Annotated in this window: 26 protein-coding genes; 18 read left to right on the top strand and 8 right to left on the bottom strand. The window is 59.0% G+C overall.

Translation table 11 applies throughout. The features are described 5' to 3' along the window. Positions 1–8: 8 nt before the first annotated feature. Entirely contained in the window at positions 9–443 is a 435-nt protein-coding gene (locus ACIQYF_RS08100) for a DoxX family protein (protein ID WP_402859225.1), read from the top strand. Positions 444–530: 87 nt separating this feature from the next. Here ACIQYF_RS08100 and ACIQYF_RS08095 read toward each other — a convergent pair whose 3' ends face one another. After that, positions 531–2,207, bottom strand: a complete 1,677-nt coding sequence (locus ACIQYF_RS08095; protein ID WP_402859222.1) for an acid phosphatase — start codon at positions 2,205–2,207, stop codon at positions 531–533. Positions 2,208–2,505: 298 nt separating this feature from the next. Here ACIQYF_RS08095 and ACIQYF_RS08090 point away from each other — a divergent pair, with 298 nt between their 5' ends. Further along, positions 2,506–2,814 carry a class I SAM-dependent methyltransferase gene (locus tag ACIQYF_RS08090; RefSeq protein WP_402859219.1) on the top strand — a complete coding sequence of 103 codons (309 nt, stop codon included), beginning with the start codon at positions 2,506–2,508 and terminating at the stop codon, positions 2,812–2,814. A gap of 63 nt (positions 2,815–2,877) precedes the next feature. Here the strand turns inward: ACIQYF_RS08090 and greB are convergent, their stop codons facing one another. The 3 genes from greB to ACIQYF_RS08075 are packed head-to-tail and all read right to left on the bottom strand — an operon-like array spanning position 2,878 to position 6,597. Then, positions 2,878–3,375, bottom strand: a complete 498-nt coding sequence (gene greB / locus ACIQYF_RS08085; RefSeq protein ID WP_402859216.1) for a transcription elongation factor GreB — start codon at positions 3,373–3,375, stop codon at positions 2,878–2,880. A 34-nt stretch (positions 3,376–3,409) separates the two neighbouring features. Next, the gene (locus ACIQYF_RS08080) at positions 3,410–5,914 is read right to left on the bottom strand and encodes an ABC transporter permease (RefSeq protein ID WP_402859214.1); all 2,505 of its coding nucleotides are present in this window, start codon (positions 5,912–5,914) and stop codon (positions 3,410–3,412) included. Continuing rightward, positions 5,914–6,597 (bottom strand): ABC transporter ATP-binding protein, encoded by a 684-nt coding sequence (locus ACIQYF_RS08075; RefSeq protein WP_402859212.1) that lies wholly within the window; start codon positions 6,595–6,597, stop codon positions 5,914–5,916. The genes ACIQYF_RS08080 and ACIQYF_RS08075 overlap by 1 nt, the downstream gene beginning before the upstream one ends. Positions 6,598–6,607: 10 nt before the next feature. Between ACIQYF_RS08075 and ACIQYF_RS08070 the strand changes: the two genes are divergently transcribed. From ACIQYF_RS08070 to ACIQYF_RS08060, 3 genes are all read left to right on the top strand, one after another. Beyond that, entirely contained in the window at positions 6,608–7,213 is a 606-nt protein-coding gene (locus ACIQYF_RS08070; RefSeq protein ID WP_402859209.1) for an arylesterase, read from the top strand. A gap of 58 nt (positions 7,214–7,271) precedes the next feature. Continuing rightward, complete coding sequence (locus ACIQYF_RS08065) at positions 7,272–7,565, top strand: hypothetical protein (RefSeq protein ID WP_402859206.1); 294 nt, start codon at positions 7,272–7,274, stop codon at positions 7,563–7,565. 108 nt (positions 7,566–7,673) lie between these two features. Next, positions 7,674–8,702 carry a L,D-transpeptidase family protein gene (locus ACIQYF_RS08060; protein ID WP_402859203.1) on the top strand — a complete coding sequence of 343 codons (1,029 nt, stop codon included), beginning with the start codon at positions 7,674–7,676 and terminating at the stop codon, positions 8,700–8,702. A gap of 132 nt (positions 8,703–8,834) precedes the next feature. Here ACIQYF_RS08060 and oprI read toward each other — a convergent pair whose 3' ends face one another. Further along, the gene (gene oprI, locus ACIQYF_RS08055; protein WP_003172710.1) at positions 8,835–9,086 is read right to left on the bottom strand and encodes an outer membrane lipoprotei OprI; all 252 of its coding nucleotides are present in this window, start codon (positions 9,084–9,086) and stop codon (positions 8,835–8,837) included. Between the two features lie 558 nt (positions 9,087–9,644). Between oprI and ACIQYF_RS08050 the strand changes: the two genes are divergently transcribed. Then, the gene (locus ACIQYF_RS08050; RefSeq protein ID WP_402859388.1) at positions 9,645–9,926 is read left to right on the top strand and encodes a GNAT family N-acetyltransferase; all 282 of its coding nucleotides are present in this window, start codon (positions 9,645–9,647) and stop codon (positions 9,924–9,926) included. 56 nt (positions 9,927–9,982) lie between these two features. Here the strand turns inward: ACIQYF_RS08050 and ACIQYF_RS08045 are convergent, their stop codons facing one another. Together ACIQYF_RS08045 and ACIQYF_RS08040 are read right to left on the bottom strand one after the other, a co-directional pair. Next, positions 9,983–11,059: a 3-deoxy-7-phosphoheptulonate synthase gene (locus tag ACIQYF_RS08045; protein WP_402859200.1), complete on the bottom strand. Its 1,077-nt coding sequence runs from the start codon at positions 11,057–11,059 to the stop codon at positions 9,983–9,985. Between the two features lie 131 nt (positions 11,060–11,190). After that, on the bottom strand, positions 11,191–11,637 hold the full coding sequence (locus ACIQYF_RS08040) for a PilZ domain-containing protein (RefSeq protein ID WP_402859197.1): 447 nt from the start codon (positions 11,635–11,637) through the stop codon (positions 11,191–11,193). Here ACIQYF_RS08040 and ACIQYF_RS08035 point away from each other — a divergent pair. The 12 genes from ACIQYF_RS08035 to ACIQYF_RS07980 all read left to right on the top strand — a co-directional run bounded on the left by ACIQYF_RS08035 (position 11,636) and on the right by ACIQYF_RS07980 (position 24,405). Beyond that, positions 11,636–12,022 (top strand): thioredoxin, encoded by a 387-nt coding sequence (locus ACIQYF_RS08035; RefSeq protein WP_402859194.1) that lies wholly within the window; start codon positions 11,636–11,638, stop codon positions 12,020–12,022. The genes ACIQYF_RS08040 and ACIQYF_RS08035 overlap by 2 nt on opposite strands. Positions 12,023–12,049: 27 nt before the next feature. Further along, complete coding sequence (locus ACIQYF_RS08030; protein WP_402859191.1) at positions 12,050–12,967, top strand: 5'-nucleotidase; 918 nt, start codon at positions 12,050–12,052, stop codon at positions 12,965–12,967. 94 nt (positions 12,968–13,061) lie between these two features. Then, positions 13,062–13,562 (top strand): universal stress protein, encoded by a 501-nt coding sequence (locus tag ACIQYF_RS08025; protein ID WP_402859188.1) that lies wholly within the window; start codon positions 13,062–13,064, stop codon positions 13,560–13,562. A 114-nt stretch (positions 13,563–13,676) separates the two neighbouring features. After that, positions 13,677–14,651 carry an HTH-type transcriptional regulator CysB gene (gene cysB, locus ACIQYF_RS08020; RefSeq protein ID WP_402859185.1) on the top strand — a complete coding sequence of 325 codons (975 nt, stop codon included), beginning with the start codon at positions 13,677–13,679 and terminating at the stop codon, positions 14,649–14,651. Positions 14,652–15,134: 483 nt separating this feature from the next. Beyond that, complete coding sequence (locus tag ACIQYF_RS08015) at positions 15,135–17,144, top strand: TonB-dependent receptor family protein (protein ID WP_402859183.1); 2,010 nt, start codon at positions 15,135–15,137, stop codon at positions 17,142–17,144. 50 nt (positions 17,145–17,194) lie between these two features. Then, positions 17,195–18,889 carry an ABC transporter substrate-binding protein gene (locus tag ACIQYF_RS08010; RefSeq protein ID WP_402859180.1) on the top strand — a complete coding sequence of 565 codons (1,695 nt, stop codon included), beginning with the start codon at positions 17,195–17,197 and terminating at the stop codon, positions 18,887–18,889. Then, on the top strand, positions 18,886–19,818 hold the full coding sequence (locus tag ACIQYF_RS08005) for an ABC transporter permease (RefSeq protein ID WP_402859177.1): 933 nt from the start codon (positions 18,886–18,888) through the stop codon (positions 19,816–19,818). Before ACIQYF_RS08010 ends, ACIQYF_RS08005 begins: the two co-directional genes overlap by 4 nt. 25 nt (positions 19,819–19,843) lie before the next feature. Then, positions 19,844–21,085: an acyl-CoA dehydrogenase gene (locus ACIQYF_RS08000; RefSeq protein WP_402859174.1), complete on the top strand. Its 1,242-nt coding sequence runs from the start codon at positions 19,844–19,846 to the stop codon at positions 21,083–21,085. A gap of 86 nt (positions 21,086–21,171) precedes the next feature. Continuing rightward, a complete protein-coding gene (locus ACIQYF_RS07995) occupies positions 21,172–21,987 on the top strand; it encodes an ABC transporter permease (RefSeq protein ID WP_402859385.1) in 816 nt (271 codons plus the stop codon). Then, on the top strand, positions 21,984–23,636 hold the full coding sequence (locus tag ACIQYF_RS07990) for a dipeptide ABC transporter ATP-binding protein (protein WP_402859171.1): 1,653 nt from the start codon (positions 21,984–21,986) through the stop codon (positions 23,634–23,636). The genes ACIQYF_RS07995 and ACIQYF_RS07990 overlap by 4 nt, the downstream gene beginning before the upstream one ends. Positions 23,637–23,662: 26 nt before the next feature. Next, positions 23,663–23,848 carry a hypothetical protein gene (locus tag ACIQYF_RS07985; RefSeq protein WP_402859168.1) on the top strand — a complete coding sequence of 62 codons (186 nt, stop codon included), beginning with the start codon at positions 23,663–23,665 and terminating at the stop codon, positions 23,846–23,848. Between the two features lie 2 nt (positions 23,849–23,850). Further along, positions 23,851–24,405 carry a hypothetical protein gene (locus ACIQYF_RS07980; RefSeq protein ID WP_402859165.1) on the top strand — a complete coding sequence of 185 codons (555 nt, stop codon included), beginning with the start codon at positions 23,851–23,853 and terminating at the stop codon, positions 24,403–24,405. Positions 24,406–24,526: 121 nt separating this feature from the next. Here the strand turns inward: ACIQYF_RS07980 and ACIQYF_RS07975 are convergent, their stop codons facing one another. Next, complete coding sequence (locus tag ACIQYF_RS07975) at positions 24,527–25,663, bottom strand: catalase family protein (RefSeq protein ID WP_402859162.1); 1,137 nt, start codon at positions 25,661–25,663, stop codon at positions 24,527–24,529. Positions 25,664–25,682: the final 19 nt, after the last annotated feature.

Below are 25,682 nucleotides of genomic sequence, written 5' to 3'. Positions count from 1 at the left end.
ACTGCACCATGAGCAAATTGATCCAGACCGTTCTTGGAACACGTGCCGGTTACGGCTTGACTGTATTGCGGATCTTCGTCGGCATCGTCTTTGCCGCTCACGGCTCGCAAAAGCTTTTTGGCTGGTTCGGTGGCGGTGGCCTGGCAGGCACTGCGCAATGGATGGAAAGCATTGGCCTGGCGCCCGGTACGCTGATGGCGCTGTTGTCGGGCGGCACTGAGTTCTTTGGCGGGCTGGCTTTGATTGTGGGGTTGCTGGCGCGACCAGCGGCATTGGGCTTGTCGTTTACATTGTTGGTGGCGATCTTCTCGGTGCACATCCATAACGGTTTGTTTATGGCCAACAACGGCTATGAATTCGCTTTGGCTTTGCTGGGGGGCACTGTGGCGGTGTTGTTCGAAGGCGCTGGCAAGTTGTCGATCGACCGTGCCATTGCCGATTAAACCGTAGCCTGTACGCACACAAATCCGCAGCCCCGATCAGGGCTGCGGATTTTTTATGCGTGTAGCGCAGGGCATAAGCGGCCTGTGTCAGAACGTCAGGGCGTTGGTGAGATCACCCATGGGCGCTTGTCCGCGCGTTTTCATTGCATCGTCACGCTGTTTTAGACCGTCGAGCACTTCCAGCTGATGCACACGGGTGATAAAGCGCAGGATCGAAGCGGTGTCATACACCGTGTGGTCAACCGTGCCTTTACGGGCGAAGGGCGACACCACCAGTGCAGGAATTCGCGTGCCGGGACCCCAACGATCGCCCTTGGGCGGCGCCACGTGGTCCCACCATCCGCCGTTTTCGTCCACGGTGAGTACCACGACCATGTTTTCCCATTGCGGGCTGTTGCGCAGCACTTTGAGTGTACGGTCCAGGTGTCGGTCGCCGCTGGCCACATCGGCATAGCCGGCGTGCAGGTTTAGGTTGCCCTGAGGCTTGTAGAAAGACACGGCAGGCAAGGTGCCGGCTTCGGCATCGGCCAGGAAGTGGTTGGTGGCGGCTTCGTCACCCAGGCCTGCGTCGCGTAAGCGCTTGCTGCGCTCAGCCGGGTTTTCCGGGCCTTGCTGGGTGAAGTAGTTGAACGGCTGGTGGTGGTACTGGAAGTTCGGGATTTTCGGAATGCCGCCCGAATCCTTGTACTGGTCCAGGGTGGCTTGCCAGGCACCCGCGTACCAGGCCCAGTCGATATTCTTTTTGCTCAGCTTGTCCCCGATGTGCTCGTGACTTTGTGGCACCAGCACGCTCGGCAGGTCGGGCTTGGAATAGTCCGGGCGCTCGGGGTCACGAATCCAGGTTGGCCAGTAGGGCGGAGCCATGGTGTTGACGGCAAAACCATCCGGCGTGAGGGCGCTGGGGCCGAACTGCGGTGCACCGGTCATGGCGCTGTCCGGGGTTTTGTCCAGCGGTTTTAGGCGCGTTCCGGTCGGGTCGTCGCCTTGCAACGTCGCTATCTGGGACTTGGCCACCGAGGTGGCGGCATTCGGGTAGAACGGCGCGGTGGCGCTGATCAAATACTGGTGGTTGAGGAACGAGCCGCCGAATGCGCCCTGAAAGAAGTTGTCGCACAGCACGAACTCGCGCGCCACGTCCCACAGGCGCAGCGAGTACTGCGACTGCGCGTAGTAGCCCATCGGTAAGCCCCCGGAGTCTGCCCAGGCCACGAACTGGTCGTTCTTGCCAGCGTTGATCTGCATCTGGTTTTGATAAAACACGTGCCATAGATCGCGGGTCACCAGACTTAGCGGCAGGTCCTCGTGGTTCGGGCCCTTGAGCGCGAACGGTGCGTTAGGCAGGTTTTCCTGAAACTGCACGCCCTGTTCGTAAGTCACCCCGTCAACAGTCTGCGGACCTATTTGCAAGATGCCGCCCCAGGCCGGTGGCAGGGTGTGCAACAGACTGCCATCGCGATCTCGCTGCTGGTAATCGGCGGGCGTGAGTGCGGACAAGGGTTTTTCTACACCCGGGAAATTGGCAAACAGGTTGTTGAAGCTGCGGTTCTCGGCATAGATCACCACGATGGTTTTCACCTTTTCGCGGAGTTTTTTGTCCAGCTCGGCGGGGGTCAGGGGCAGCACCTTGACCGGGCTGTCATGTTCACTGCTCCCGTAAGCGCTCAAGGTCGCGGCGCCTACGCCCAGCGCGGCAGCACCGGCGAGGAAGCGACGGCGGCTGGTATCGGCAGGAAGTAGGGTGCCCTTGTCTTTCTCGTCGCTCATGACGGGTTCCTGATCAAGTGTGACTAACGATTTTTGGAGGCAGGCTAACAAGGGATTGTGACGCAGGGGTTTCAGTGGTTTGAATTCGCCAACTGTCTATCGGGGAACATGATTCTTGACAGTTGTAACCGGCTTTATCTAGGATGTTTATTGCGCCGATTTAAACAGCTACTTGCGGGGCGCCAGAGGGTCGAGAGACCGTCTAAGAGGCTTGAGCAAGCCTCGAAATACCGCTAAAGCGCTGGTTCGGTGTTGCCTCTCACCTGCCACGCAGAACCTTGAGGCGGAGAACCGATACATGAGTCAGCCACGTCCCTTCGTACGTCTTGCGCCGATCACGGCCAATCAGACTTTTCGCAATCCACAAATCCTTCTGGGTGGTAAACATCAGCCAACGCTGCTGCGTTATCTGGATGGCTGGCCACGTCGCAAAGGTCGGGCTTCGGCGTTTCTGATTCAGTTTGTTGAAGAGGGTGACGGGCTGACGCGCTTTGCCGATGACAGTTTTGACTTGGCAGTGATTCAGTCTCCCGCCGCAGAACAGGCAGAACAGGTCATTCGCAATCTGATCCGTGTGTCGCGTCAGGGTCTGATTACCCTGCGTTAATCAGCGTATGCAGCCGGGGTATTCAGGGGCTTGCATACCTGGAAAAAACAGCGGCGCTGTTGATCAGGGGTAATCAATAGCGACTATATAAACCCACTGTTCCCCGGTGGGGGTTTGAACGCGGACTTCGGCATCCAGCGATTTGCCTATCAAGGCTCGGGCCAGAGGAGAGTCGATACTGATCAGGCCTTGTTTAAGGTCCAGTTCATCGGGGCCGACGATGCGGTAGCGCGATTGTTTGCCCTCTTCATCTTCAATCGTGACCCAGGCGCCGAAATACACCTTGTTCGGGTCGCTGGGTTTTTCGCTCACCACTTTCAGGCTTTCAAGGCGCTTGGTGAGAAAGCGCACACGGCTGTCGATCTCGCGCAGCATTTTCTTGCCGTAGGTGTATTCAGCGTTTTCCGAACGATCACCCTGAGCCGCAGCCTCACTGACCGACTGCGTGACTTGCGGTCTGCGCACATGCCACAGCTCATGCAGTTCGGCGCGCATCCGCGCTTCACCTTCGGGGGTGATCAGCGCGGTGCCGGCAGGGCGAGGAGGGCGGTAGCGACTCATGGGCAATCCGTTGGTAAAGAGGGGCGCGAGTCTATCAGCCCTCGCGCAGCACTGTCAGCGGGCTGGCATTCAGCGCCCGGCGGGTGCCAAAAACCCCTGCGCCGCCGACCATCACGGCGCCGAGCACAGGCAGCAGCAACAGCCACGGATGGGGATGCCAAGGCAGGTCAAAGGCATAGCGGTACAGCGCCAGACTCACCAGCTCTGCGCCCAGCGCGGCCAGCAAGCCGCTGGTGGCGCCCAGCAGTCCGAACTCGATACGGCGGGCCTTGGTCAGCAATTTGCGCTCAGCGCCGAGTGCTCGTAGCAGGGCACCTTGGCGAATGCGTTCATCCAGGGTGGACTGCAGGCCGGAAAATAGCACCGCCATCCCCGCCGCCAAGACGAACAACAGCACGTACTCAATGGCAATCGTGACTTGCGCCAGGATGCTGCGCAGCTGCTCGAGCAAGGCATCAATCGGCAGAATGGTCACTGCCGGGAAACTGCGTGACAGCTCGATGATTTCTTTGTCGTGACCCGGCGCCAGGTAAAAGCTGGTGAGGTAGGTGGTTGGCAAATCCTGCAAGGTACCGGGTTGGAAGATCATGAAGAAGTTGGGCTGAAAGTTGTCCCAGTTGATGCTGCGCAAACTGGTGACCTGGGCCTCACGGTTAACCCCGGCCACGGTAAACACCAAGTGATCGCCCAGTTTTAGCTTCAGGCTTTCGGCCACCTTGGCCTCAACCGACACGCCCGGGATTTCGCCGTTTGGCTGCGTCGTCCACCACTGGCCCGCCGTCAGTTCGTTACCCGCGGGCAGGTCGGCCGCCCAGGTCAGGCTGAGGTCGCGCTGCACGGCTTTGTCGCCGCTGGAGTCTTTGGTGACCAGTACTTGCACCGACTCGCCGTTGATACTGATCAAGCGTCCGGGAACCACGGGGTAGATGGGCGCTGCCTGCGCTTGAAGTTCATGCAGGCGCGCGCCGAAGGTGTCTTTGTCGGCGGGCAGGATGTTGAGTGCAAAGTAGTTGGGCGCGTCTTTAGGTAACTGGTTTTGCCACGTGTCGAGTAACTCACTGCGTAGCAAGGCAATGAGCGCCATGGACAACAGAATCAGGCCAAAGGCCAGAGCCTGGCCCGCAGCAGCCAAGGGCTGGCGCAGTAACTGCCCCAAACCCAGGCGCCAAGGCAATGAGGCCCCGGCCAAGCCGCGACGAAGCCCCTGCAAGCCGAGCAACAACAGGCTGCCAAGCACCAGCGCAGCAATAACGCCGCCACCGAGCAAGGCGAAGGTTAGCACCAGATCCAGGCTCATTCGCCACATGATCAGACCCAGGGCCAGCAGCGCGGCCCCGTAGACGCTCCAGGTGCTGGCAGGGATCGGCAAGATGTCACGGCGCAGCACCCGCAGCGGGGGGACGCGCCCCAGTGCGGCCAAGGGTGGCAAGGCAAAGCCTGCCAGTGCCACCAGCCCGGTGCCCATCCCGGCAATCGCCGGTATCAGGCCGCCGGGCGGTACGTCTGCGGGGAGCAAGTCGTGCAGCAAGGCGAACAGGCCGAGTTGCGCAAGCCAGCCGAGCAGAGCGCCAGCCAGACTGGCCAGCAGTCCGATCATGGCCAGTTGCAGGGCAAACAGCCACAGTGTTTCTCGACGCGACAAGCCCAGGCAGCGCAGCAGTGCGCTGGCGTCAAAACGGCGAATGGCGAAACGGCTTGCCGACAAGGCAACTGCAACGCCAGCGAGTAAGACCGCCACCAGGCTGGCCATATTCAGGTAACGCTCGCCCTTGCCCAGGGCGCCGCCAATCTGCTGGTTGCCATCGCGGCCGTCCAGCAGGCGCTGGTTGGCATCGAGGCCGGGTTTGATTGTTTGGCGATACGACTCAAGCGCAGGCGCTTCGCCGCGCCACAGTTCGCGAAAGCTGACCCGGCTGCCCGGTTGCACGATACCCGTGGCTTGAAGGTCGTCCAGATTGATCAGCACGCGCGGGGTCAGGCTGTAAAAGTTACCGGCGCGATCGGGTTCGTAGGTCAGAACACGGGTGATCTTGACGGTTTTTGAGCCGACATCAATCTCGTCACCCACCTTCAGGTCGAGTGCGGTCAGCAGCCTGGGTTCAACCCAGGCTTCTGCGGGCTTGGGTCCGCCGCCGGTTTGTTCTTGCCCAAAGGGTTGGGTAGCGCTTTTGAGTGCCCCGCGCAGTGGATAGGCGCTGTCGGCGGCTTTGATACTGGACAACTGAATGCCGTTGTCGGTGGCAATCACGCTGGAGAATTCGACGATCCGGGCATGTTGCAGGCCCAGTTCTTTGCCGACTTTGATTTGTTCTTCACGAGCCGGTGAACTGCCCTCCAGCACCAGGTCGGCGCCCAGGAATTCGGTCGCGCGCAACACCATCGCGCCATTAAGGCGGGCGCCGAAGTAGCCGATGGCGGTGCTGGCAGCCACTGCGACCAGCAGGGCGAAAAACAACACCCGTAACTCGCCTGCACGGGCATCGCGCAGCAGTTGGCGAAAGGCGAGATTGACCAGGCGCAGCAGTGGCAGGCGTGCCATCAAGGCTCCAGAGGGCCGACCAAGTGGCCAGCTTCAAGGCGGATCAGGCGTCGGCAGCGATGGGCCAGACGTTCGTCATGGGTCACCAGCACCAGCGTGGTGCCCCGTTCTTTGTTCAGTTCAAAGAGCAAGTCGGTGATGCGCTCACCGGTGTGGCTGTCGAGGTTGCCGGTGGGCTCGTCGGCAAACAGCACGTCCGGGGTGGCGGCAAATGCGCGGGCAATGGCGACGCGCTGTTGTTCGCCGCCGGACAGTTGGCGCGGCGAGTGGCCCAGGCGCTGGCCTAGGCCGACACGCTCCAACAGATGCCGCGCGTGTTCGCGGGCGTCTTTGCGGCCATCCAGCTCCATTGGCAGCATCACGTTTTCCAACGCGTTGAGGCTGTCGAGCAGTTGGAACGACTGGAAGACGAAGCCGACGTGTTCAGCGCGCACGCGAGCGCGTTGGTCTTCATCCAGTGTGCTGAGCGCGTGTCCGGCCAACATGACTTCGCCCTGGCTGGGCAGATCGAGCCCGGCCAGCAGGCCCAGCAGGGTGGATTTTCCGGAACCGGATGCCCCGACTATCGCCAGGCTGTCGCCTTTGTGCAGCTCAAGGCTTAAAGGGTGCAGGATGGTTAACTCGCCTTCCGCGCTGGGAACCACTTTGCTAAGGTTCTGCGCGGTGAGAATACTTTCGCCCATGGAGAATCCAATGCGTACGTGGTTTTTAAGTGCTGCTCTGGCCCTGATGTGTATAGCGCAGAATGCAGCGGCGGGAACAATTTTGATCGTCGGCGACAGCATTAGTGCGGCTTTGGGCCTCGATGCTCGCCTGGGGTGGGCGTCTTTGCTGCAACAGCGCTTGAAAGAGCAGGGTTATGACGACCAGGTGGTCAATGCTTCAATCAGTGGCGACACCAGCGCAGGCGGGCTTGCGCGCTTGCCAGCACTGCTTGCAGAGCATCAGCCGCAGGTGGTGATTGTTGAGCTGGGAGCCAATGACGGGCTGCGAGGCCAATCTATCACTCAATTGAAACAAAATCTTGCCGACATGGTGGATGCCTCGCAAAAAGCCGGTGCGAAGGTGCTGGTGTTGGGCATGCTGTTACCGCCCAATTATGGTGCGCGTTACACCCAGGCTTTTGCCAAGGTTTACCGCGATCTGGCGAGTGAGAAAAAGATCTCGCTGGTGCCGTTTTTCATGGAAGGCGTGGGCGGTCATCCGGAGTTTATCCAGGCGGACGGACTCCATCCGAAGGCGAATGCACAGGGCCGGTTACTGGATAATGTGTGGCCAACCCTAAAACCGCTGCTTTGATGCTTTTCTAGCGGCATGCTTTCGGCTAAGGTGGCGCCCCCCCGATTTGGAGCCCCTGATGTCGCGTCCTGCCTGGTCTTTACATGCTTATCAACTGATCGAGCCCGATGAACAGCTCGATTTGTTCGCCTGCCAGGAAGTACGGGTGCATTTGGTGACGCGCCAATTGGAGCTGGGTGGCACGATTGATCGCACGTTGTGTGGCTCGTTACTGCCTGCGCAGCCGCGTTGGTCAAATGTCACGCGCAAGGTTTTTCAGGACCATCGGCTGTGCCCGCTGTGCCGGGCGATCATCGAGTCGCAACGTCGTGGCACAGAGCCTATCTGGCCTGAGTTGCGCTTTGAACTATGATTCAATCTGTCTGAAACCTTAAGACGTACTACGACGCCTCCCGGCTTTTCAGGGCGGCGTGTACACTCCCTTTTTTATCCCCCGTTGATTCTGCGAAGGATGTCCCGGATGTTGTCGCGCCTACCTGCCGTCACCCGCTACCTGTCAGTTGCCGCACTGTGTGTTGCGGGCCCCGTTTATGCGCTTGAATTTGCGCTGCCGCCTCCAGGTGAAGACGTGGTCGGGCAGGTCCAGGTCATCAAGGGCAAGTACGAGGACTCCTTTTCTGACCTTGGCAACGAATATGAACTGGGTTATTCGGAAATGATTGCCGCCAACCCGGGGGTCGATGCCTGGTTGCCGGTCAAAAAGAATCTGGATGGATCGATCGTCGACACCGACATTGTGCTGCCGACCCAGTTCATCTTGCCGCCGGGCAAGCGCGAAGGCATTGTGATCAACTTGGCTGAGTACCGGTTGTACTACTTCCCCAAGGATCAGAACAAGGTTTACACCTTTCCGCTGGGTATTGGCCGGGAAGGTTGGGGTTCGCCGCTGGGCCAGACGCGGGTAACCGCCAAAACGCCTAACCCTACCTGGACGCCGCCTGCCTCGATCAAGGCCGAGCACGCCCTGAACGGTGATCCACTGCCTAATGTCGTGCCTGCAGGCCCTGATAACCCGCTAGGGCCCTTCAAGTTCACGCTTGGCATGCCGGGCTACCTGATTCATGGCTCGAACGCCAAGTTTGGTATCGGCACTGGCACCAGCCATGGCTGCTTCCGAATGTTGAACAAGAACGTGCTTGAAATGGCCAGGCTGGTGCCGGTAGGCACCCCCGTCAGAATCATTAACGAGCCTTACAAAATCGGTGTCAGTGGCGGCAAGGTCTTCCTTGAGGTGCACGAACCGCTGAATGTCAAAGATGGATCACTGCTTGCAAAAAGTGACAAGTCGCATTTGACTCCCGAAGACTTGCAAAACAAGTACGCGGCCTTTATCAATTTTCTGCTGAAGCATAAGGACTTGGAAAACAGCATCCAGATCGACAAGGACAAAGCGTTCCCTGTTGTCGGTGCTGAAACCGGGATACCCGAAGAGATTGGTATTGCCAATACCGCAGCGCCGGTGGGGCAGTCCCTGGACTACGTTCAGTAATAGCACTAAAGCATTGACCAGCCGCCACGGTTAACTCCCTGGCGGTTTTTTTGTGCCCTGCTTAGTTACGGGCGGGCATAAAAAAAGCCGACCCATGAATGGGTCGGCTTCGATAATAATCCCGAAGGACTATTACTTGCGGCTTGCTTTTTCAAGCATGCGCAGAGCACGTTCGTTAGCTTCATCAGCAGTCTGTTGTGCTTTTTGAGCAGCAGCCAGAGCTTCGTCAGCTTTGCGGTAGGCTTCGTCAGCACGAGCCTGGGAACGAGCTGCTGCATCTTCAGTTGCAGTCAGACGGGCTTCAGTTTCTTTAGATACGCTGCTGCAACCGGTAGCCAGAACTGCGGCCAATGCCAGAGCAGAGAATTTCAGAACGTTGTTCATCGTGTTCCCCTTCAAGGACTTTCTAATTGAAGCTGCTCCTTCAACATGAGGAAACAGCCGGCGTACATACTACCCATTACTTGTAGTAAGTAAACTGACCTAGCGCAAGAACCAAAAAAAATAATTGGCAATCAAAGCCAATAGGCTAGATTTAACAGATTGTGTCTGACAAATCAGCTGTTTTTTGGTAGCCGCCAGCGTGCGGTGTGCAAATATAAAGACAGCCCGAAGTGACTTCAAGAGGGCGCTTGCGTCTTAGCTTCAACCTTCCGCAAATGTTCTGGACGCATTCGCTGCATAGCCTGGGAAAATCCTTGATCGAGGGTTTTTCGTCCGCCTCTGCATGCGCGCCCTCACTGAGCATCAATTGCGAGAGCGACTACCCTAGGGTCTGTTCCCGTTTCATTGCAGCCACGTGGGCTTTCGTCCCTTCGGGTCGTGTGTCAAATTTAGCCAGCGACGCGGCTTGCAATGAAACGGGAACAGATCCTAGTAGTTCCCTCGGCGGAAAAACACCAGTAAGGTAGGGTCAAAGTCCAAGACCCGCGAGGAGTAATGATGAGCGAGGCGCTGTCCATCCACCATGACCAGGCAGGTCACCAGTTTGAGACCATAATCGACGGTCACCGGGCCTACCTGACCTACATGGATTTGGGTAAGCAGACTCTGGATATCTATCGCACGTTTGTACCCAACGCCCTTCGTGGCCGCGGTATTGCGGCGGCCTTGACTGAGCAGGCACTCGATTACGCCGAGAAAATGGGCTATGAGGTGATCCCCTCATGCTCCTATGTAGAGCGCTACATGGAGCGTCACAAGCGCGCCCAAGCCAAGACCTGAAACAACACTGCATAAAAACGCCGGGCTAGCCCGGCGTTTTTGTGTGCGCTGGAGAATCAGCCGCGAGAACGTTTTGGCAGTACGTCCTTGAGCTTGGCATGCATGCTGAGCAAGGTGCTCTCGGTGCTCGCCCAGTCGATGCAGGCATCGGTGATCGAGACGCCGTACTTCAAGTCTTCAAGGTTTTTGGGAATTGCCTGGCAACCCCAGTTCAGATGACTTTCAACCATCAGGCCAATAATCGACTGGTTACCTTCGAGGATCTGGTTGGCCACGTTCTCCATCACCAGCGGTTGCAGCGCCGGGTCTTTGTTGGAGTTGGCGTGGCTGCAGTCGACCATGATGTTCGGGGTGATTTTAGCCTTGGTCAGTGCCTGCTCGCAGAGGGCTACGCTGACCGAATCATAGTTCGGCTTACCGTTACCCCCGCGCAATACCACGTGCCCGTAAGCGTTGCCCTTGGTGGTGACGATGGACACGCCCCCTTCCTGGTTGATCCCCAGGAAGCGGTGTGGGCTCGAAACCGATTGCAAGGCGTTGATCGCCACGGTCAGGCCGCCATCCGTGCCGTTTTTAAAGCCCACGGCCGAGGACAGGCCGGAGGCCATTTCGCGGTGAGTCTGCGACTCGGTGGTGCGTGCGCCAATCGCCGACCAACTGATGAGGTCTTGCAGGTACTGCGGGGAAATCGGATCAAGGGCTTCTGTAGCGGTTGGCAGGCCCATTTCGGCCAGGTCCAGCAGCAATTTGCGGCCGATGTGCAGACCGTCTTCGATCTTGAACGAGTCGTCCAGGTACGGGTCGTTGATCAGGCCTTTCCAGCCCACGGTAGTCCGTGGCTTTTCGAAATAAACCCGCATGACCAGATACAGCGTGTCGCTGACTTGTGCCGCGAGCACCTTGAGACGCTCGGCGTACTCGTGGGCAGCCTTGAGGTCGTGGATCGAGCAAGGCCCGATGACAACGAACAGTCGATGGTCTTTGCCATCCAGGATGTTGCGAATGACCTCACGCCCCTTGGTCACGGTCTGCAGCGCTGTATCGCTGAGAGGAATCTCGCGCTTGAGCTGTTCAGGTGTGATCAGGGTTTCGTTGGAGGCAACGTTAAGGTCGTCGATCGGTAAATCAGCCATCGTGTTACTCGTCAGGTCACGGGTGCCGGCCGCCAGCGATCCCCGTGCGGCGGAGCACAGCTTGATTGAGCGCATCGGGGAGCCGAACCTTAACGCGTTAAGCGGTTATTCGACAATGGGCATACATCCCTTTAATCAAGCGCAGGTTGTGCCAATGCATGATCCAGGGTCGCTTGGGAGAATTCCACCGCGTGACGATTGATCCATTCCAGCGCCAAGGCTTCCATATTTTCGGGGAGTTGGTTTTGCTCATGCTGGAGGCGGTAATAGTGTTCGATCTGACACACCTGCTCGCCCATGCGTGCGCCAAACAGGGTTTGGTCATCAGTAAAGGCCACGCCAATCCGATAGCCCCCGGGCTGTTTCTTGCACCAGGCGATATAGCCGGGGTAGTGCGCTGTTTCACCCAGGCTTGGCATGTACATGTCGACTGCCGTGCCGCGTCGCCACCCTCTGTCACTATTGCATGCGACGCCTGCGAGGCTGATAGAGTGCAGCTTGTGGCGCGAAAGAGAAGCTTGTTTGCGGGGGGTTATCTCAACAGGGACATTATCTGGGTGAGGTAAAAAACAACCCATGTACGCACACTCCGAGTGCCAGCAATTTGATATTGTTTTGGTGAGTATAGTGACTGAAATGGAACTGACTGACTTTGATGCGGACCAGCGCCTGCTGACGTTGCCTGGCACCTCGCTGGTGGTGTTCACCAGTATCGGGTGTTCGAGCTGTCGAGTGGCACGCAAGATGTTGCCCGACATGCAGTTACCCATTGACCAGTTGTGCTGGATCGACGCGGGTAACAACGGTGGGCTGGTCGAGCGCTATGAGATCTTCCACCTTCCTGCACTGTTTGTCGTGCGTGACGGTGAGTTCTTCGGTGAGTTGAAGTCTCGGCTCAGCGAAGGCGAGCTGGCTCATCACATTCGTCTGGCCTTGCTGCTTGAGCCCGACGAGCTACCTTAAACCCTTCAACCACGTGGCGCAGATGACATGAGCAAAGGCTTAAAGGGCAAACTGGTACTGGCCATCTCGTCTCGGGCACTGTTCGACTTGAGCGTCAGCCACCAGGTTTATCTGACCCAAGGGATTGAGGCTTATCGCCAGTACCAGATCGAACATGAGGATGAAGTGCTTGAGCCAGGGGATGCCTTTGCGTTGGTCAAAAAGCTCCTCAGCTTCAATGCCAGCCTAGGGCGCGAGCGGGTAGAGGTGGTGCTGGTGTCACGCAACAGCGCAGACACCGGGCTGCGGGTGTTCAACTCGATCCAGCATCACGACCTGGGTATCTCCCGCGCGGCATTCTCTGGCGGGCGCAACCCTCACCCATACCTCAATGCATTTGGCTGCGACCTGTTTTTGTCGACCCATGCTGACGATGTTCGCAGTGCGCTGGATGCAGGGTTTGCAGCCGCGACGATTCTCTCTGGCGGCGCCCGACGCGCTGAAAACAATGAACTGCGCATCGCCTTTGACGGCGACGCAGTGCTGTTCTCAGACGAGTCAGAGCGTATCTATCAGTCGGGTGGCCTTGCGGCGTTCCAGTCGCTGGAGCGCAACTCAGCACGCAATCCGCTGCGCGGGGGGCCTTTCAAGGGCTTCCTGGAGGCCTTGAACCTGTTACAGCGCGAGTTCCCTGATGATGCCTGCCCGATCCGCACAGCGCTGGTCACTGCACGCTCGGCGCCCGCCCATGAGCGGGTCATTCGCACGTTGCGTGACTGGGACATCCGCCTTGATGAATCGCTGTTTCTCGGCGGACTGGATAAGTCGGCCTTTTTGGAAGCGTTTGCGGCTGATGTTTTTTTTGATGATCAGGCCGGCCATTGCGAGCGTGCACGACAGGTGGTGGCTACGGGCCATGTCCCGCACGGCATCAGTAATGAACGTGGCGATTTAATGTCCGAATAGACGGCGGGTGTAAGTCATCGAGTGGGTCGTCGAACTTTTCCTGGCGCTGCTAAGCTGAACTCATCTCGGCCAAATCAGGCTGCGAGGAGGTCGCATGATTCGCTCAATACTGTACGCCACTGACCTCGGTATTTATGCGCCGGTAGTGATGCAGCACGCTCTGGGACTGTCTCGCAGCTTCAGCGCAGACTTGCATGTGTTACACGTGGTAGAACCCATGGGGTTGTTTGCCGAGTCGGTACTGCAAAGCTATCTCGATGAGCACGCGCTCAATGAATTACAGCAGCAGGGCATGACCACGATGCTTTCCAACATCGAGCAACGCGTTCTGGACAGTCTTCGCGATGAGTTGTCCGAGGGGGAGCAGGAACTGGCCTTGATCCGTTCGGTCAAGGTTGTTCAGGGGGAGCCTTCACAGCTCATTCTTGAGCAGTCACTTAAGTTGTGCGTTGACTTGCTGATTATTGGCAGTCACGGCCAGCCTACGGGGGGCAATAGTCATTTGGGGCGCACAGCAGCGCGGGTTGTAGAGCAGGCCCAGATGCCGGTGTACCTGGTGCCGTTGCTGCAGCGTCGGCGTCGCACTGATGGGTGAAGGTGACGAACTGTTATAAACGATAAAAAAGTTCTAGATTTATTCTTCTGACCTTCCATATAGTTATATATCGCCGCCGATACCCATGGCGCCTATTTGCTTTGAGGGATGCATATGAAGCTTCAACAACTGCGCTACATCTGGGAAGTGGCGCACCACGACCTCAACGTTTCGGCTACCGCTCAAAGTCTGTACACCTCGCAGCCGGGTATCAGCAAACAGATCCGCTTGCTGGAAGACGAGTTAGGCGTGGAAGTGTTTGCTCGCAGCGGCAAGCATTTAACCCGTGTAACGCCAGCGGGTGAGCGCATCATCACCACCGCCGGCGAGATCTTGCGCAAGGTCGAGAGCATCAAGCAGATTGCTCAAGAGTTTTCCAACGAGAAAAAAGGCACCTTGTCGATTGCCACCACGCACACCCAGGCGCGTTATGCCTTGCCGCCGGTGATCAGCAACTTCATCAAGCAATACCCGGATGTGGCCTTGCACATGCATCAAGGCTCGCCCATGCAAATTGCTGAAATGGCCGCGGATGGTACGGTTGACTTCGCAATTGCCACCGAGGCGCTGGAGTTGTTCGGCGACCTGGTGATGATGCCGTGTTATCGCTGGAACCGCTGCGTGGTCGTGCCTCAGGGGCACCCGCTGACCAAACTGACAAAGTTGACTCTCGAAGCCCTGGCCGAATACCCGATCGTGACCTACGTCTTTGGTTTTACCGGTCGTTCCAAGCTCGACGAAGCTTTCAGCCATCGTGGCCTGACACCCAAAGTGGTGTTCACCGCAGCCGATGCTGACGTCATCAAAACCTACGTGCGCCTGGGGCTGGGTGTTGGCATCGTGGCCAAAATGGCAGTCGATACCAAGCTGGATAACGACCTGGTGGTACTGGATGCCAGCGAACTGTTCGAATCGAGTATTACCAAAATCGGTTTCCGCCGCGGTACTTTCCTGCGTGGATTCATGTGCGACTTTATTGAGAAGTTTGCCCCGCACCTGACTCGCGAAGTGATGGCCAAGGCGATTGCCTGCCATAACAAGCAGGAACTTGAAGATCTGTTTGATGGGGTTGAACTGCCGGTTCATTAATCCCAACGGTATCGAACCACTCTGTTGGAGCGAACTTGCCTCGCGATCTCTTGAAAGATCAAAAGCTCGCGCCAGGGTGGTGATTGCGCCCAAAGCCCCGCCCGGTTTCGACCGGGTGGGGTTTTTTTATGGGCCACACACTATCGCGACCCATCTGAATGAGCTGTTTCTTGATCAACACTTGTTCGCCAGTAGGTGCGTAATCCAACACTCGGCTTAACAACATTTGCGCATGAGCGCCCATAAACACGGCGCTTTGCCAGTTGGCACGTTCGCTGCAATAGCCCTTATATCGTGAGATTGACTATTCCAATAGAAACTCGCCTATTTTCTATTCAGGTGGGGAACAACAATTTGAAACGCGTGCATTTAGCAACCACTGCTGTTTTACGACACTCATCCTTATTCGCTGTCAGCAGCGCTTTATTAACGCTCGCACCTTTTGCGACGGCTGATGATGTCAGCCCAAATGGCGACAGGCGCTTGGGCACCGTCACGGTACAGGCAGCCAAACAAACCGAAGTCCAGGCTGCCAAAGCCAAGCTTGACGAAGTGGCTGGGGGGACCAGCCTTGTCACTCAGGCGCAAGTGGAAAAGGGCCGCTCCGCCACGCTGGAAGATACCCTGGCTTACCAGCCGGGCGTGTATGCCCAGGCGGCGGGTGGCAACGACGCCATCAAGATTTCCATTCGGGGCTCCGGCGCCAACACCTCGCCTGGCTATTTTCGTGAAGGCACCAAGTTTCTCTTCGATGGCCTCGCGCTAACGGGGGCGGGGGGGACTCCGTATGAACTGCTGGATACACAAGGGCTTAATTACACCGAAGTGTTACGCGGTGCCAACGCCTTTGAATATGGGGCCTTGTCGCTGGGGGGCGCAATCAACTTTGTGACCAATACCGGGCTTACGGCGCCAGGCAATCGCATTAAAGTTGAAGGCGGCAGTTTTGGCTGGCAGAAAGAGACGCTGAGCACCGGCGGTGTGGTGGGCGATGCCGATTATTACGTCAGCGTCGATAATTCCAAGCGCGACGGTTACCAGGACTTTACCTACACCAAGGCCAAGGGCATCGTCAGTAACTTCGGCTACCGCTTCAACCCCAAACTGCAAACCCGCGTCTACCTGCGTTACCGCGAGGAATATCACGAGAACTCGGGCGCCTTGACGCTGGCTCAACTGAAGAAAAACTCGTCCCAGACCAACGTCGCCACGCGCGATACACGCGGCGACTCGACCAAGCGCGGTTCGACCTGGGTCGGCAGCAAAACCACCTACACCTTTGATGACGACGCCACGCTCGAAGCCGGGGTGGTGTATCACGACTACCCGCAGATTCTCAGCAAAAAAAGTACCGTCAACCCTAACTACTGGGATTGGCGCGACATCAACTACTCGCTCAATTACAGCCGCAACGACCACCTGTTCGGCCTGTCGAGCACCAGCACGGTTGGCTGGAGCAGCACAGAGCATGTGCGTGCCGGGGTGCGCACCTACAAAGGCAGCAAAGACCTCGACATCTTGCAAAAGCAGGTCTCGTACGACGGCTCGTTCGACCATGTGTTCAGCGTTGGCAACGATCTGGGCCTGACCGACAGGTTGTACCTGGTCACCGGCGTTTCGGCGATCAACATCAAGCGCGATGTTGACGTCTCGTTCAGCGACCGGCCCAACACCAGCGGCCTGCCGAGCCATTACCGCTACGACGAATGGAAACTCGCGCCGCGGATTGGCCTGCGCTACTACATCGCCCCCGACGTTCAGCTGTTTGGTAACGTCAGCCGTTCCATCGATCCACCCAGCTCTTGGTCCATTTCGGGCTCCGGGGTCACCAGCAACTACGCCAAACCCCTGGTTCCGCAAGCGGCCAATACCGTCGAATTCGGCATCAAGGGCAAGTCGGGCATCTTTGACGGCAGCCTGGCGCTCTACAAATCGTGGGTCAAGAACGAGTTGCTCACCGTTGAAGTGCTCCCTGCCACCAGCACCTCGGCGGCTGTGACGTCCACCTCCAATGCCACGCCGACGATTCACCAAGGCATTGAAGCGGGCTTGAGCACCCGATTGTGGGAAGGTGCCAACGGCGACACATTGAACTGGCGCCAAGCCTACACCCTCAACGACTTCCACTACGAAAACGACCCGCTGTTCAAAAAGAACGAACTGCCAGGGTTGCCCAAGCATATTTACCAGGCCGAATTGCAGTACCAATTTGCCAGCGGTTTCTATGCCGGGGTCAACGTGCGCTCGGTATCGAGCACCGCGGTGGATTACGCCAACACCTTTTACGCTCCGTCCTACACCCTTTGGGGCGCACGGCTTGGTTTCGACGATCCGGGCAAAACCTGGCAGGTGTATCTGGACCTGAAAAACCTGACCGACAAGGACTATGTGACCGCCATTGCACCGTCTTACAACGCTCAGGGCAAAGACACGGCGTCACTGTATCCGGGTGATGGTTTCGGTGCCTTCACCGGCGTGACTTACAACTTCTAAGCCTGCGCAGCCAGCGTCGCGATGACACGCGGCGCTGACGGAGGAAGCACATGACCCTGATCACAAGGCTCGCCCGTCTGGCCGCAGTCGCCTGCGTCATGGTGCTGGGCGCCTGCAAGCCAACCAGCGACGCACCGCGTGCCAGCATTGCCAGCGCAGACAGCGCCAGCCACGCCGAAGACTACCGCGAAACGGGTCCCGGAAAACCGGGCGGAACGCTGCGTGTATCGACTTCGTCTGACTCTACAACGCTCGACGTGCATTCGATTTCCCATGGCAACACACAATGGCTGGGGCGCATTCTGTTCGACTGCCTGGTCTATCAGGACGAGAACGGCAATATCTCGCCGTGGCTGGCGAAGTCCTGGGACATTTCGCCCGATGGCAAGACATACACCTTCCATCTGCGCGACGACGTGACCTACAGCGATGGCGAGAAATTCAATGCCCGCGCCGTACAGCTCAACCTCGAACACATGCGCGACCCGGCCACCAAATCGCCCTTGGCTGCGGCGTACATCGCCCCCTATGTCGACGGGCGGATAGTTGATGAGTACACCTTCCAAGCACACCTGCGCGAACCGTACTCACCCTTTCTCGACGTGTTGGCGCAGTCTTATCTGAGCATGTTGTCGCCGCGTCAAATTGAGCAGGCCCCCACATCCATCGCCGAACGCCCCATCGGCACCGGGCCTTTTGTGCTCGAAAGCTACACCCGCGATCAAGGCTTGAATTTCGTCAAGCGCCAGGGCTACCACTGGGCGCCAGCCGTGATGCGGCATCAGGGCGAAGCCTACCTCGACCGCCTGGAAGTGAGCATCGTCCCCGAGGCAATGATTCGTTTCAACGCGCTGGAGTCGGACCAGTCCGACTTTACCGTCGATGCGCCCGCGCAAAATGCTCAAGCCATCCGACGTAACCCCGATCTGCACATGTATAGCCGCGTGCGCAAGGGCAATCCGTTTCGCAGCCTGACCTTTAACGTTGAAAAATTTCCGTTCGAGGACGTCGTGGTCCGCCGGGCCGTGGCCAAAGCCATTGATAGTGAAGGCTTGGCGTGGATCACTGGCTTTGGCGAGTACCAGCCCAAGACTGATCTGCTGGCATCCAACACCCGTTACTACGATCCGGCGTTCAAAGACGCGCTCCGTTATGACGTGGCACAGGCCAACCGCCTCTTAGACAGCGCCGGCTGGACCGGGCGCGACGCCCAAGGTTATCGCGTCAAAGAGGGCAAACGCCTGGCGGCTCGGGTGTTGACCTACGAAACCGGGGCTTACCCCAGCAGTGTGGCGGTGGCGATTCAGGCCGATTTGAAGAAGGTCGGCTTCGACCTGAGCATCGATCTGATCCCCCTGGCCCAACTCACTGAACAGCGTTACACCGGCAACTTCCAGGTATTGGGTGGCGGTTATTGGCACACCAACACAGCGGATGGGCTGTACATCCTCTATCACCGCCATTCAATCAATACGCCAACGTTTATCGGCCAGAACATCGGTGGCTTTCGTGATGAGCAACTGGATGCCGCGTTGACGGCGGCACGGCTTACCACCGACCCGGTCGAGTTGCAAAAGCTGTACAGCATCGCGCAACAGCGTCTGGTGGAAAACGTCCCGGCGGTGCCGCTGTACGAGAGTCATGTGCTGGTGGCCTTTCGCAATAAGGTTAAGGGGCTGATTTTCGACACTTCGCACAACACGCCGATATTCACCACCGTTTGGCTCGACCAGGAGGCTAAATGAATCACCTGCGCCTGATCTTTCGTCGGCTGTTGTCGGGGCTGGGTGTGCTCTGGGGCGCGGCCACTCTGACGTTTTTGGCCGTTAACTTGAGTGCTGGCGACCCGGCAATGGCCATTCTCGGCGGGCCGGGTGCCATGCCCAGTGCCGAGCTGATTGCCAAGGTACGCGCCGAGTACGGGCTGGACCAACCCTTGATCGTGCAATACGGCCAGTATTTGGGACGGTTGGCGCAAGGGGACTTGGGGGCCTCTTATAATTTGCGCAAACCAGTGGGGCAGGTAATCGCCAGCAAACTGGGCGCTACTGCGCAGTTGTCACTCAGCGCTGCGGCGTTGGCGGTACTGCTGGCCGTGGTGGTTGCGGTGCTCAGCGCCAACCGTGCGCCGTGGGTTCGCTCGCTGGTGTCGGGCACAGAGTTGGTGCTGTCTTCGGCGCCCTCATTTGTGATCGGCTTGATCCTGCTGTTGGTGTTTGCCTTCGGCTGGCACCTGTTGCCACCGTCGGGTTCAAACGGCTGGCGGGCCTTGATCCTGCCCAGCATTGCTCTGGCGCTGCCCGTCGCGGCGGTGTTGAGCCAAGTACTGCGCCAGTCCCTGGAAGACATCCTCGAACAGCCCTTTATCGCCATGGCCCGTGCCCGCGGCATGTCCGAAACCGGCGTACGCCTCAAACATGCCTTGCGCCATGCGCTGGTGCCTTTGGTGACCCTGTCCGGTTTTGTCTTCGCCAGCCTGCTGGGCGGGGCAGTGGTGATTGAATTGCTGTTTTCCCGCCAAGGCATCGGCCGCCTGATGCTCGATGCTGCGGTCTCCAAAGATGTGCCGTTGCTGTTGGGAATTACCCTGTTGGCAGCGACCATTTACGTGGCCGTGAACTTTCTCGTCGACCTGATCAATCACCTCGTGGACCCGCGCGCCAAAGCCGTGTGATGCCATCTTCTCGCAAGGACCTGCCATGACTGAGCAAAACTCTTACCGCGTGCTGCAGGCGCGGTTCCAACCCTTATTCGAACAGATTGGCGCGGGCGCCATCGAACGTGAACAGCAGCGTGAGCTGGCGTTCGAAGCCGTGAACCTGCTGCGTGATTCGGGATTCAGCGCGCTGCGCGTTCCGCAAGCACACGGTGGTGCTGGCATCAGCTTGCCCGTGTTATTTGGCCTGTTGATTGATCTGGCCGAAGCCGATTCGAACTTGCCACAGATCGTGCGGGCGCATTTCGGCTTTGTCGAAGGCCGCCTGGCCAGCCGCGACGCCGCCTCGCAGGATTACTGGTTCGCCAACGTGGTGGCCGGGCAATTGTGGGGCGCGGCCATGGCCGAACGCAGCGACAGCAGCACCAATTCGGTGTCCCTTGCGCCGGCACAAGACGGCTGGCTGCTCAATGGCGAAAAGTATTACTGCACTGGCACGATCTACGCAGATTGGGTGGCCGCCGTCGCCATGCACGACAAGGATTTCTTCAGTGTGGTGGTGGCCGTGGATGCGCCCGGTGTGACCCGGGTAGACGACTGGGATGGTTTTGGCCAGCGCCTGAGCGGCAGCGGTACCACCCGTTTTGAAAATGTCGCGGTGCCTGCTGAGCACGTGCTGCGCCGCTTCAAACCCGGCGAGTTGCGTGCCGAGTCGTATATCTCATCGTTCTACCAACTGTTCCACCTCGCGACCTTGGCCGGTATTGCCCGCGCCGTTTTGCGCGATGCGACTGAGTTTGTGCAAGGGCGCACCCGTGCCTTTGGCGTGCCGGGCCAATCCAGCCCTAAAGACGATCCGCTGGTGCAGCGTGTGATTGGCCGTCTGTCGAGTCTGGCCTACGCCAGCGAAACCCTGGTGTTGGCCACGGCGCACGTGCTGCAAAGCGTGCATCAGGCTGAACTGACCGGAACCGCACAGGAAGGCGACTACGTCGAAGCCGACATCCGTACTTTTCAGGCCCAGCAAGGGGTGCTTGAGCAGGTGCTTGAAGCCACCACGCTGCTGTTCGAAGTCGGCGGCGCCTCGGCCACCAGCCAGGCCCGGCGTCTTGACCGGCATTGGCGTAACGCCCGCACCCTGGCCTCGCACAACCCGGCCATCTACCGCGAGCGGGCGCTGGGCAATTACTACCTCAACGGCATCAGCCCCGGCGCTGCGTGGCGGGCACTGCACGAGCAAGACAGCGCACACGGCGCCACCCGCGACGAAGCCAGTGCAGTTTGAGCCACTCATCAGGAGCCGCAACCATGAGTCAGCCCATCCCTCAAAGCGCATCTGTAGGTCTGATCAACGTCGCTCGTCAGCGCAGTATGCCGCGCTGGGCTGTGCGTCCGGGCCTGCTGCTGGCCGGGTTGTTTGTGCTGCTGCTGGTGATCGCGGCCATCCAGCCAGCCTGGCTGGTGGCGGGCGACCCGTTCGAAGCGATCTCCCGTCAGGCGTATAGCCCACCCGGTAGCCAGTATTGGCTGGGCTCAGATGAAAACGGTCGCGACATCCTTACCCGGCTGGTGTACGCCGCGCGTCCCTCGCTGGTCTTGGGTGTGACAGCCACCGCCATTGGCCTGCTGTTTGGCACGGTGTTCGGGCTGGCTGCGGGGCTCGGGCCGCGCTGGCTGGACGGCGCGGTGATGCGCACCGTCGACGTGTTGCTGGCATTCCCCGACCTGCTGCTGGCGCTGGTGGTCATCACTTTCTTCGGTCAGGGGCCGCTCAACCTGATCATTGCCATCGGTGTCGCCAACGTTCCCCGTTATGCGCGACTGGTACGGGCACAAACCCTGGTGGTACGCGGCGCCGGATACGTTGAGGCGGCCACCACGCTGGGCCTGCCCCGGTATTCGGTGATCCTGCGGCATGTGCTGCCCAATGCAATCAAACCGATTCTGATCCTGGCCACCATCGGCATTGGCGGCAACATCGTCAACGGTGCCGCCTTGAGCTTTCTGGGCTTTGGTGCCGCGCCGCCTGCGCCGGAATGGGGGGCAATGCTTGCCATGGGGCGCAACTATCTGGCCAACGCCTGGTGGCTCGTGGCCTGGCCGGCGCTGGCAATTACATTGACCGTGGTTTCGATCAGCGTGATCGGCCGCGAACTGCTGCGTCGCAGCGAAGGTAAACGCACATGAGCACTGAACCTCTGATTGATGTGCAAGCGCTGCATGTTCGCTTTGGCAACCAAGTTGTCCCAACCCTCAAGGGCGTGAGTTTTCAGCTGTATCGCGGCGAATGCCTGGCGCTGGTGGGCGAATCTGGCTCGGGCAAGAGCGTGACTTCACGCACGCTGGCCGGGCTCACCGGTGTCGGGGCGCAGGTGCAGGCCAGCCGCTTGGCGTTTGCCGGGCAAGACGTGCGTCAGTTCGATGAGCGCACGTGGCGCAAGGTGCGCGGTGCGCAGATTGGTTTTGTGATGCAGGATGCGCTGGGTTCGCTCGACCCGTTGCGCCCGGTAGGCAAGGAAATTGCCGAGCCTCTGCACTTGCACACCGATCTGGATCGGGCGCAGCGCGAGGCTCGAGTCATCGAATTACTGCGTGCGGTGGGGGTGCCGGAGCCAGCGTTGCGCGCGCGGCAATTCCCTTACCAGCTGTCTGGCGGCTTGCGTCAGCGGGCGCTGATTGCCTCGGCCATTGCCTGCAACCCACGTTTGCTGATTGCCGACGAACCCACCACGGCGCTCGACACCACCGTGCAGGCGCAGGTGCTGGCCTTGCTTGAATCCCTGCGTGGCGAGAGCACCGCGATGTTGATCGTCAGCCATGACTTGGCCGTGGTGTCGCGGTTGGCCAATCGGGTGGCGGTGATGCAAAACGGGATTATCGTCGAGCAGGGCAGCGTCGACGCCGTGCTTCACGATCCGCAGCATCCCTATACCCAATACTTGCTGCGCGCGGGCAGGGCTGTGCACTTTCGCCGCGCCCAAGGTACGGCGCGCACGCCATTGGCCATCGTGCCGACGCAGGCTGAAGGCCCTCCATTGCTGCAGGTCAATGCGCTGAGCAAAGCTTTCAAGGGCCCGGATGGCAGGTTGCGCACAGTGGTTAATCAGGTGTCGCTGCAACTGCGACGTGGCAAAACCCTGGGCATTGTGGGCGAGTCCGGTTCGGGAAAAACCACCCTGACGCGCATGATCCTGGGTCTGGAAACCCCTGACAGCGGCGATATACAGATTAAGGGGCAGCCGTGGTTGAGCTTGTCTGGCGCAGAAAAACGCCAACTGCGGCGCAGCATTCAGGTGGTGTTTCAAGACCCGCTGAGTTCGTTTGATCCGCGCTACAACGTGCGCCGGGTGTTGAATGAAGCGCTGGAAGTGGCAGGCCATAAACGCAGGGAATGGGCCGTGCGTGCAGAGGAATTGCTGGCGTTGGTGCACCTGGATGCGGCATTGCTGGAGCGACGGCCTATCGAGTTGTCGGGCGGTCAGCGCCAGCGCATCGCCATTGCCCGAGCGCTGGCGGCGCAGCCACAGATTCTGGTCTGCGACGAACCGGTTTCGGCACTGGACGTGTCGGTGCAGGCGCAGATACTCGAACTGCTGGACGACCTTAAACAACGGCTTGGGTTGGCGTGCCTGTTCATCTCCCACGACCTTGGAGTGATCAACCATGTCAGCGACGAAGTGCTGGTGATGAAGGATGGTGTGGCGGTCGAAAGCGGCCGCGTGCGGGATGTGTTCGACCACCCGCAACATCCTTATACCCAAGCCTTGCTTGAAGCCATCCCGCATCTGGAGAGCGGGCGCCGTATGTCGTTCGACTTTTTGAAGTTGGCGATTTGAGCGTGGCTGTGCAGGGGAAGGGCCTCGTGACCATCGCCGAATCTTTGCCGCAGACTCGCCCGTTATCGCGTCGCGTGCCGATGATTATTGGCTGCGCGCTGTGCATGGAACTGATCGACTCAACGGTGGTGATGACCGCCTTGCCGCAAATGGCCAGCGACTTCGGCGCGCCCAGCATCCGCATTACCCCGGTGTCCGTGAGCGGGGTCTAGGCATGCGCGGATTGTTGCTCAGTGCACTCGCCATGGCGGCGCTGGTTTTTGGCTTCGAAGCCCTCGGGCCCGGCCTGCTGGCGCGACACTGGGTAGTATTGATGAACGGGGTCGGGGTGGTGTGTGGCGGTTTGTATCTGCGTCATTCGCAACGTTACGCCGAGCCGTTGCTTGATCTCAAACTGCTGCGCATCCCCAGCTATGGCATCAGCTTTTGGGGCTGTAATCTGCTGCGACTGGGCACATCGTCATTGCCTTTTCTGCTGGTGCTGATGTTTCAGCTGTGCTTTGGCCTGAGCCCTTTGCAGGCCGGTTTGCTCACCCTGGCCGGGGGCGCGGGGGCTTTTCTGATGAAACTGCTGGCGGTGCGCGTGGTGCGCCGATTCGGCATCCGTCGTACGCTCATCAGCAAGGCCGTACTCACCGGACTGACCCTGGCCGCCTGCGCCAGCTTCACCAGCACCACGCCCTACAGTGTGATCGTGCTGATGTGCCCGCAGCACTCAGCAGCCGCGCCAGCAGTGACGTCGCCTGGATGCTGGTGCTGTGCGGGTTAGCCTGCATGGGGTCGGCGCTGGTGCTCCGCCGCTTGGCCGAGGATGCCGGCAATGCGGTGTATGCGCCACGAACATGACACCGACCAGTGTGCGAGCGAGGCAGCTCGCCGCCTGCATGTGCTTATTGCTCGGCGTTGCGGCTGTGCCGGTATTGGCTTACCGAGTCGTACACAGCTTTGCGCAGGCGGTTGATGCCGCCAATCGGCCTGTGTTCTTCAATGCCATGCCATGGGCTGAATGAAAGGTTGTCACACGCCAGGTTCTGGCTTGGGGTGTCAAAGTCTTGTGGCGGTACGTTGATCCGCGCCACGGTTTGGAAGGGTGCATCTGATTCTTTCCATTCAATGCTGGTGTCTTCAATCGGCATAAAGCGATTGGCATTCTGGCGCTGGATCTGCAACACGAAACACGCCGGCACCCGGTCTGTGGATAACTGCTGGGTCAGTGCATTGCGCAAGAAATTCGGCAATTTCTGATTTTGCTCGGGCAGGGTGTACGCCGGGCAACTGTCCGGGTCGGGGGCCACCCGGAATTTTGCGTTGGTCGAGCCAAACCTGTAAGGCGATACCGAGAAGTAGGTGGTTTGCGTCGGGCTGGCCGGCGCAGGTGCCAAGGTTGCCAAAGCAATAAACAAGTGCCGGACTTGCCAACTGCCCGGATTCCACGAGGGAAAGAACGCCAGGACTTGTTTGCCGTCAGCCTGGGCGGCGATGTTCTGGCGGTACTCGGCGACATCGCTGACGAAGAAGTTGGGGTGGTTGAACATCACAAAATCCTGTTCGCCACGAGCTTGCTGGCTCGCAAGCAACTGCGTCCCCGGCACGTCCAGCAACTTGATCGCCATGCCGCGCGCATCGCGGATGCTGTCGAACTGCGGGTAGGCGTTGCCGTTGGACAGGCGCATCACCGCTTGCCAGGTTTTGCCGGGGCTGGCGAACACGCCTTGGCGCAAGGTCGGGTCGAGGTCATCCAGCACCTGCACCTGGGCCTTGACGCAGCCATGGGCCTTGGCGTGGGCGTCGCGCAGGTAGCGGGTGTTGTCACGGTGTTGGTCGACGATTTTGATCGCGGTCTGGATGATGTCCTGAGTCATCGCGGCTTCATCCGCCGGGATTTGTTCCTGAGCCGACACCGGGCCGCGCTGCTGCCAGGCATACCCGCCTGTTGCCAGCGCCCAGCCGAGCAGTCCCAGTACGATCAGGGCCAGCAGCAGTTTGCCCAGCCAGGTGCCGAGTCGAAGCCATAATGTGGTCAGCATGCAAACATCCTTTTAAACA

The sequence above is a fragment of the Pseudomonas sp. NPDC096917 genome (assembly GCF_044762555.1).
GTDB lineage: Bacteria > Pseudomonadota > Gammaproteobacteria > Pseudomonadales > Pseudomonadaceae > Aquipseudomonas.
Note: the sequence above shows the minus strand (reverse complement) of the source record. Positions and strands in the feature narration are given on the sequence as shown.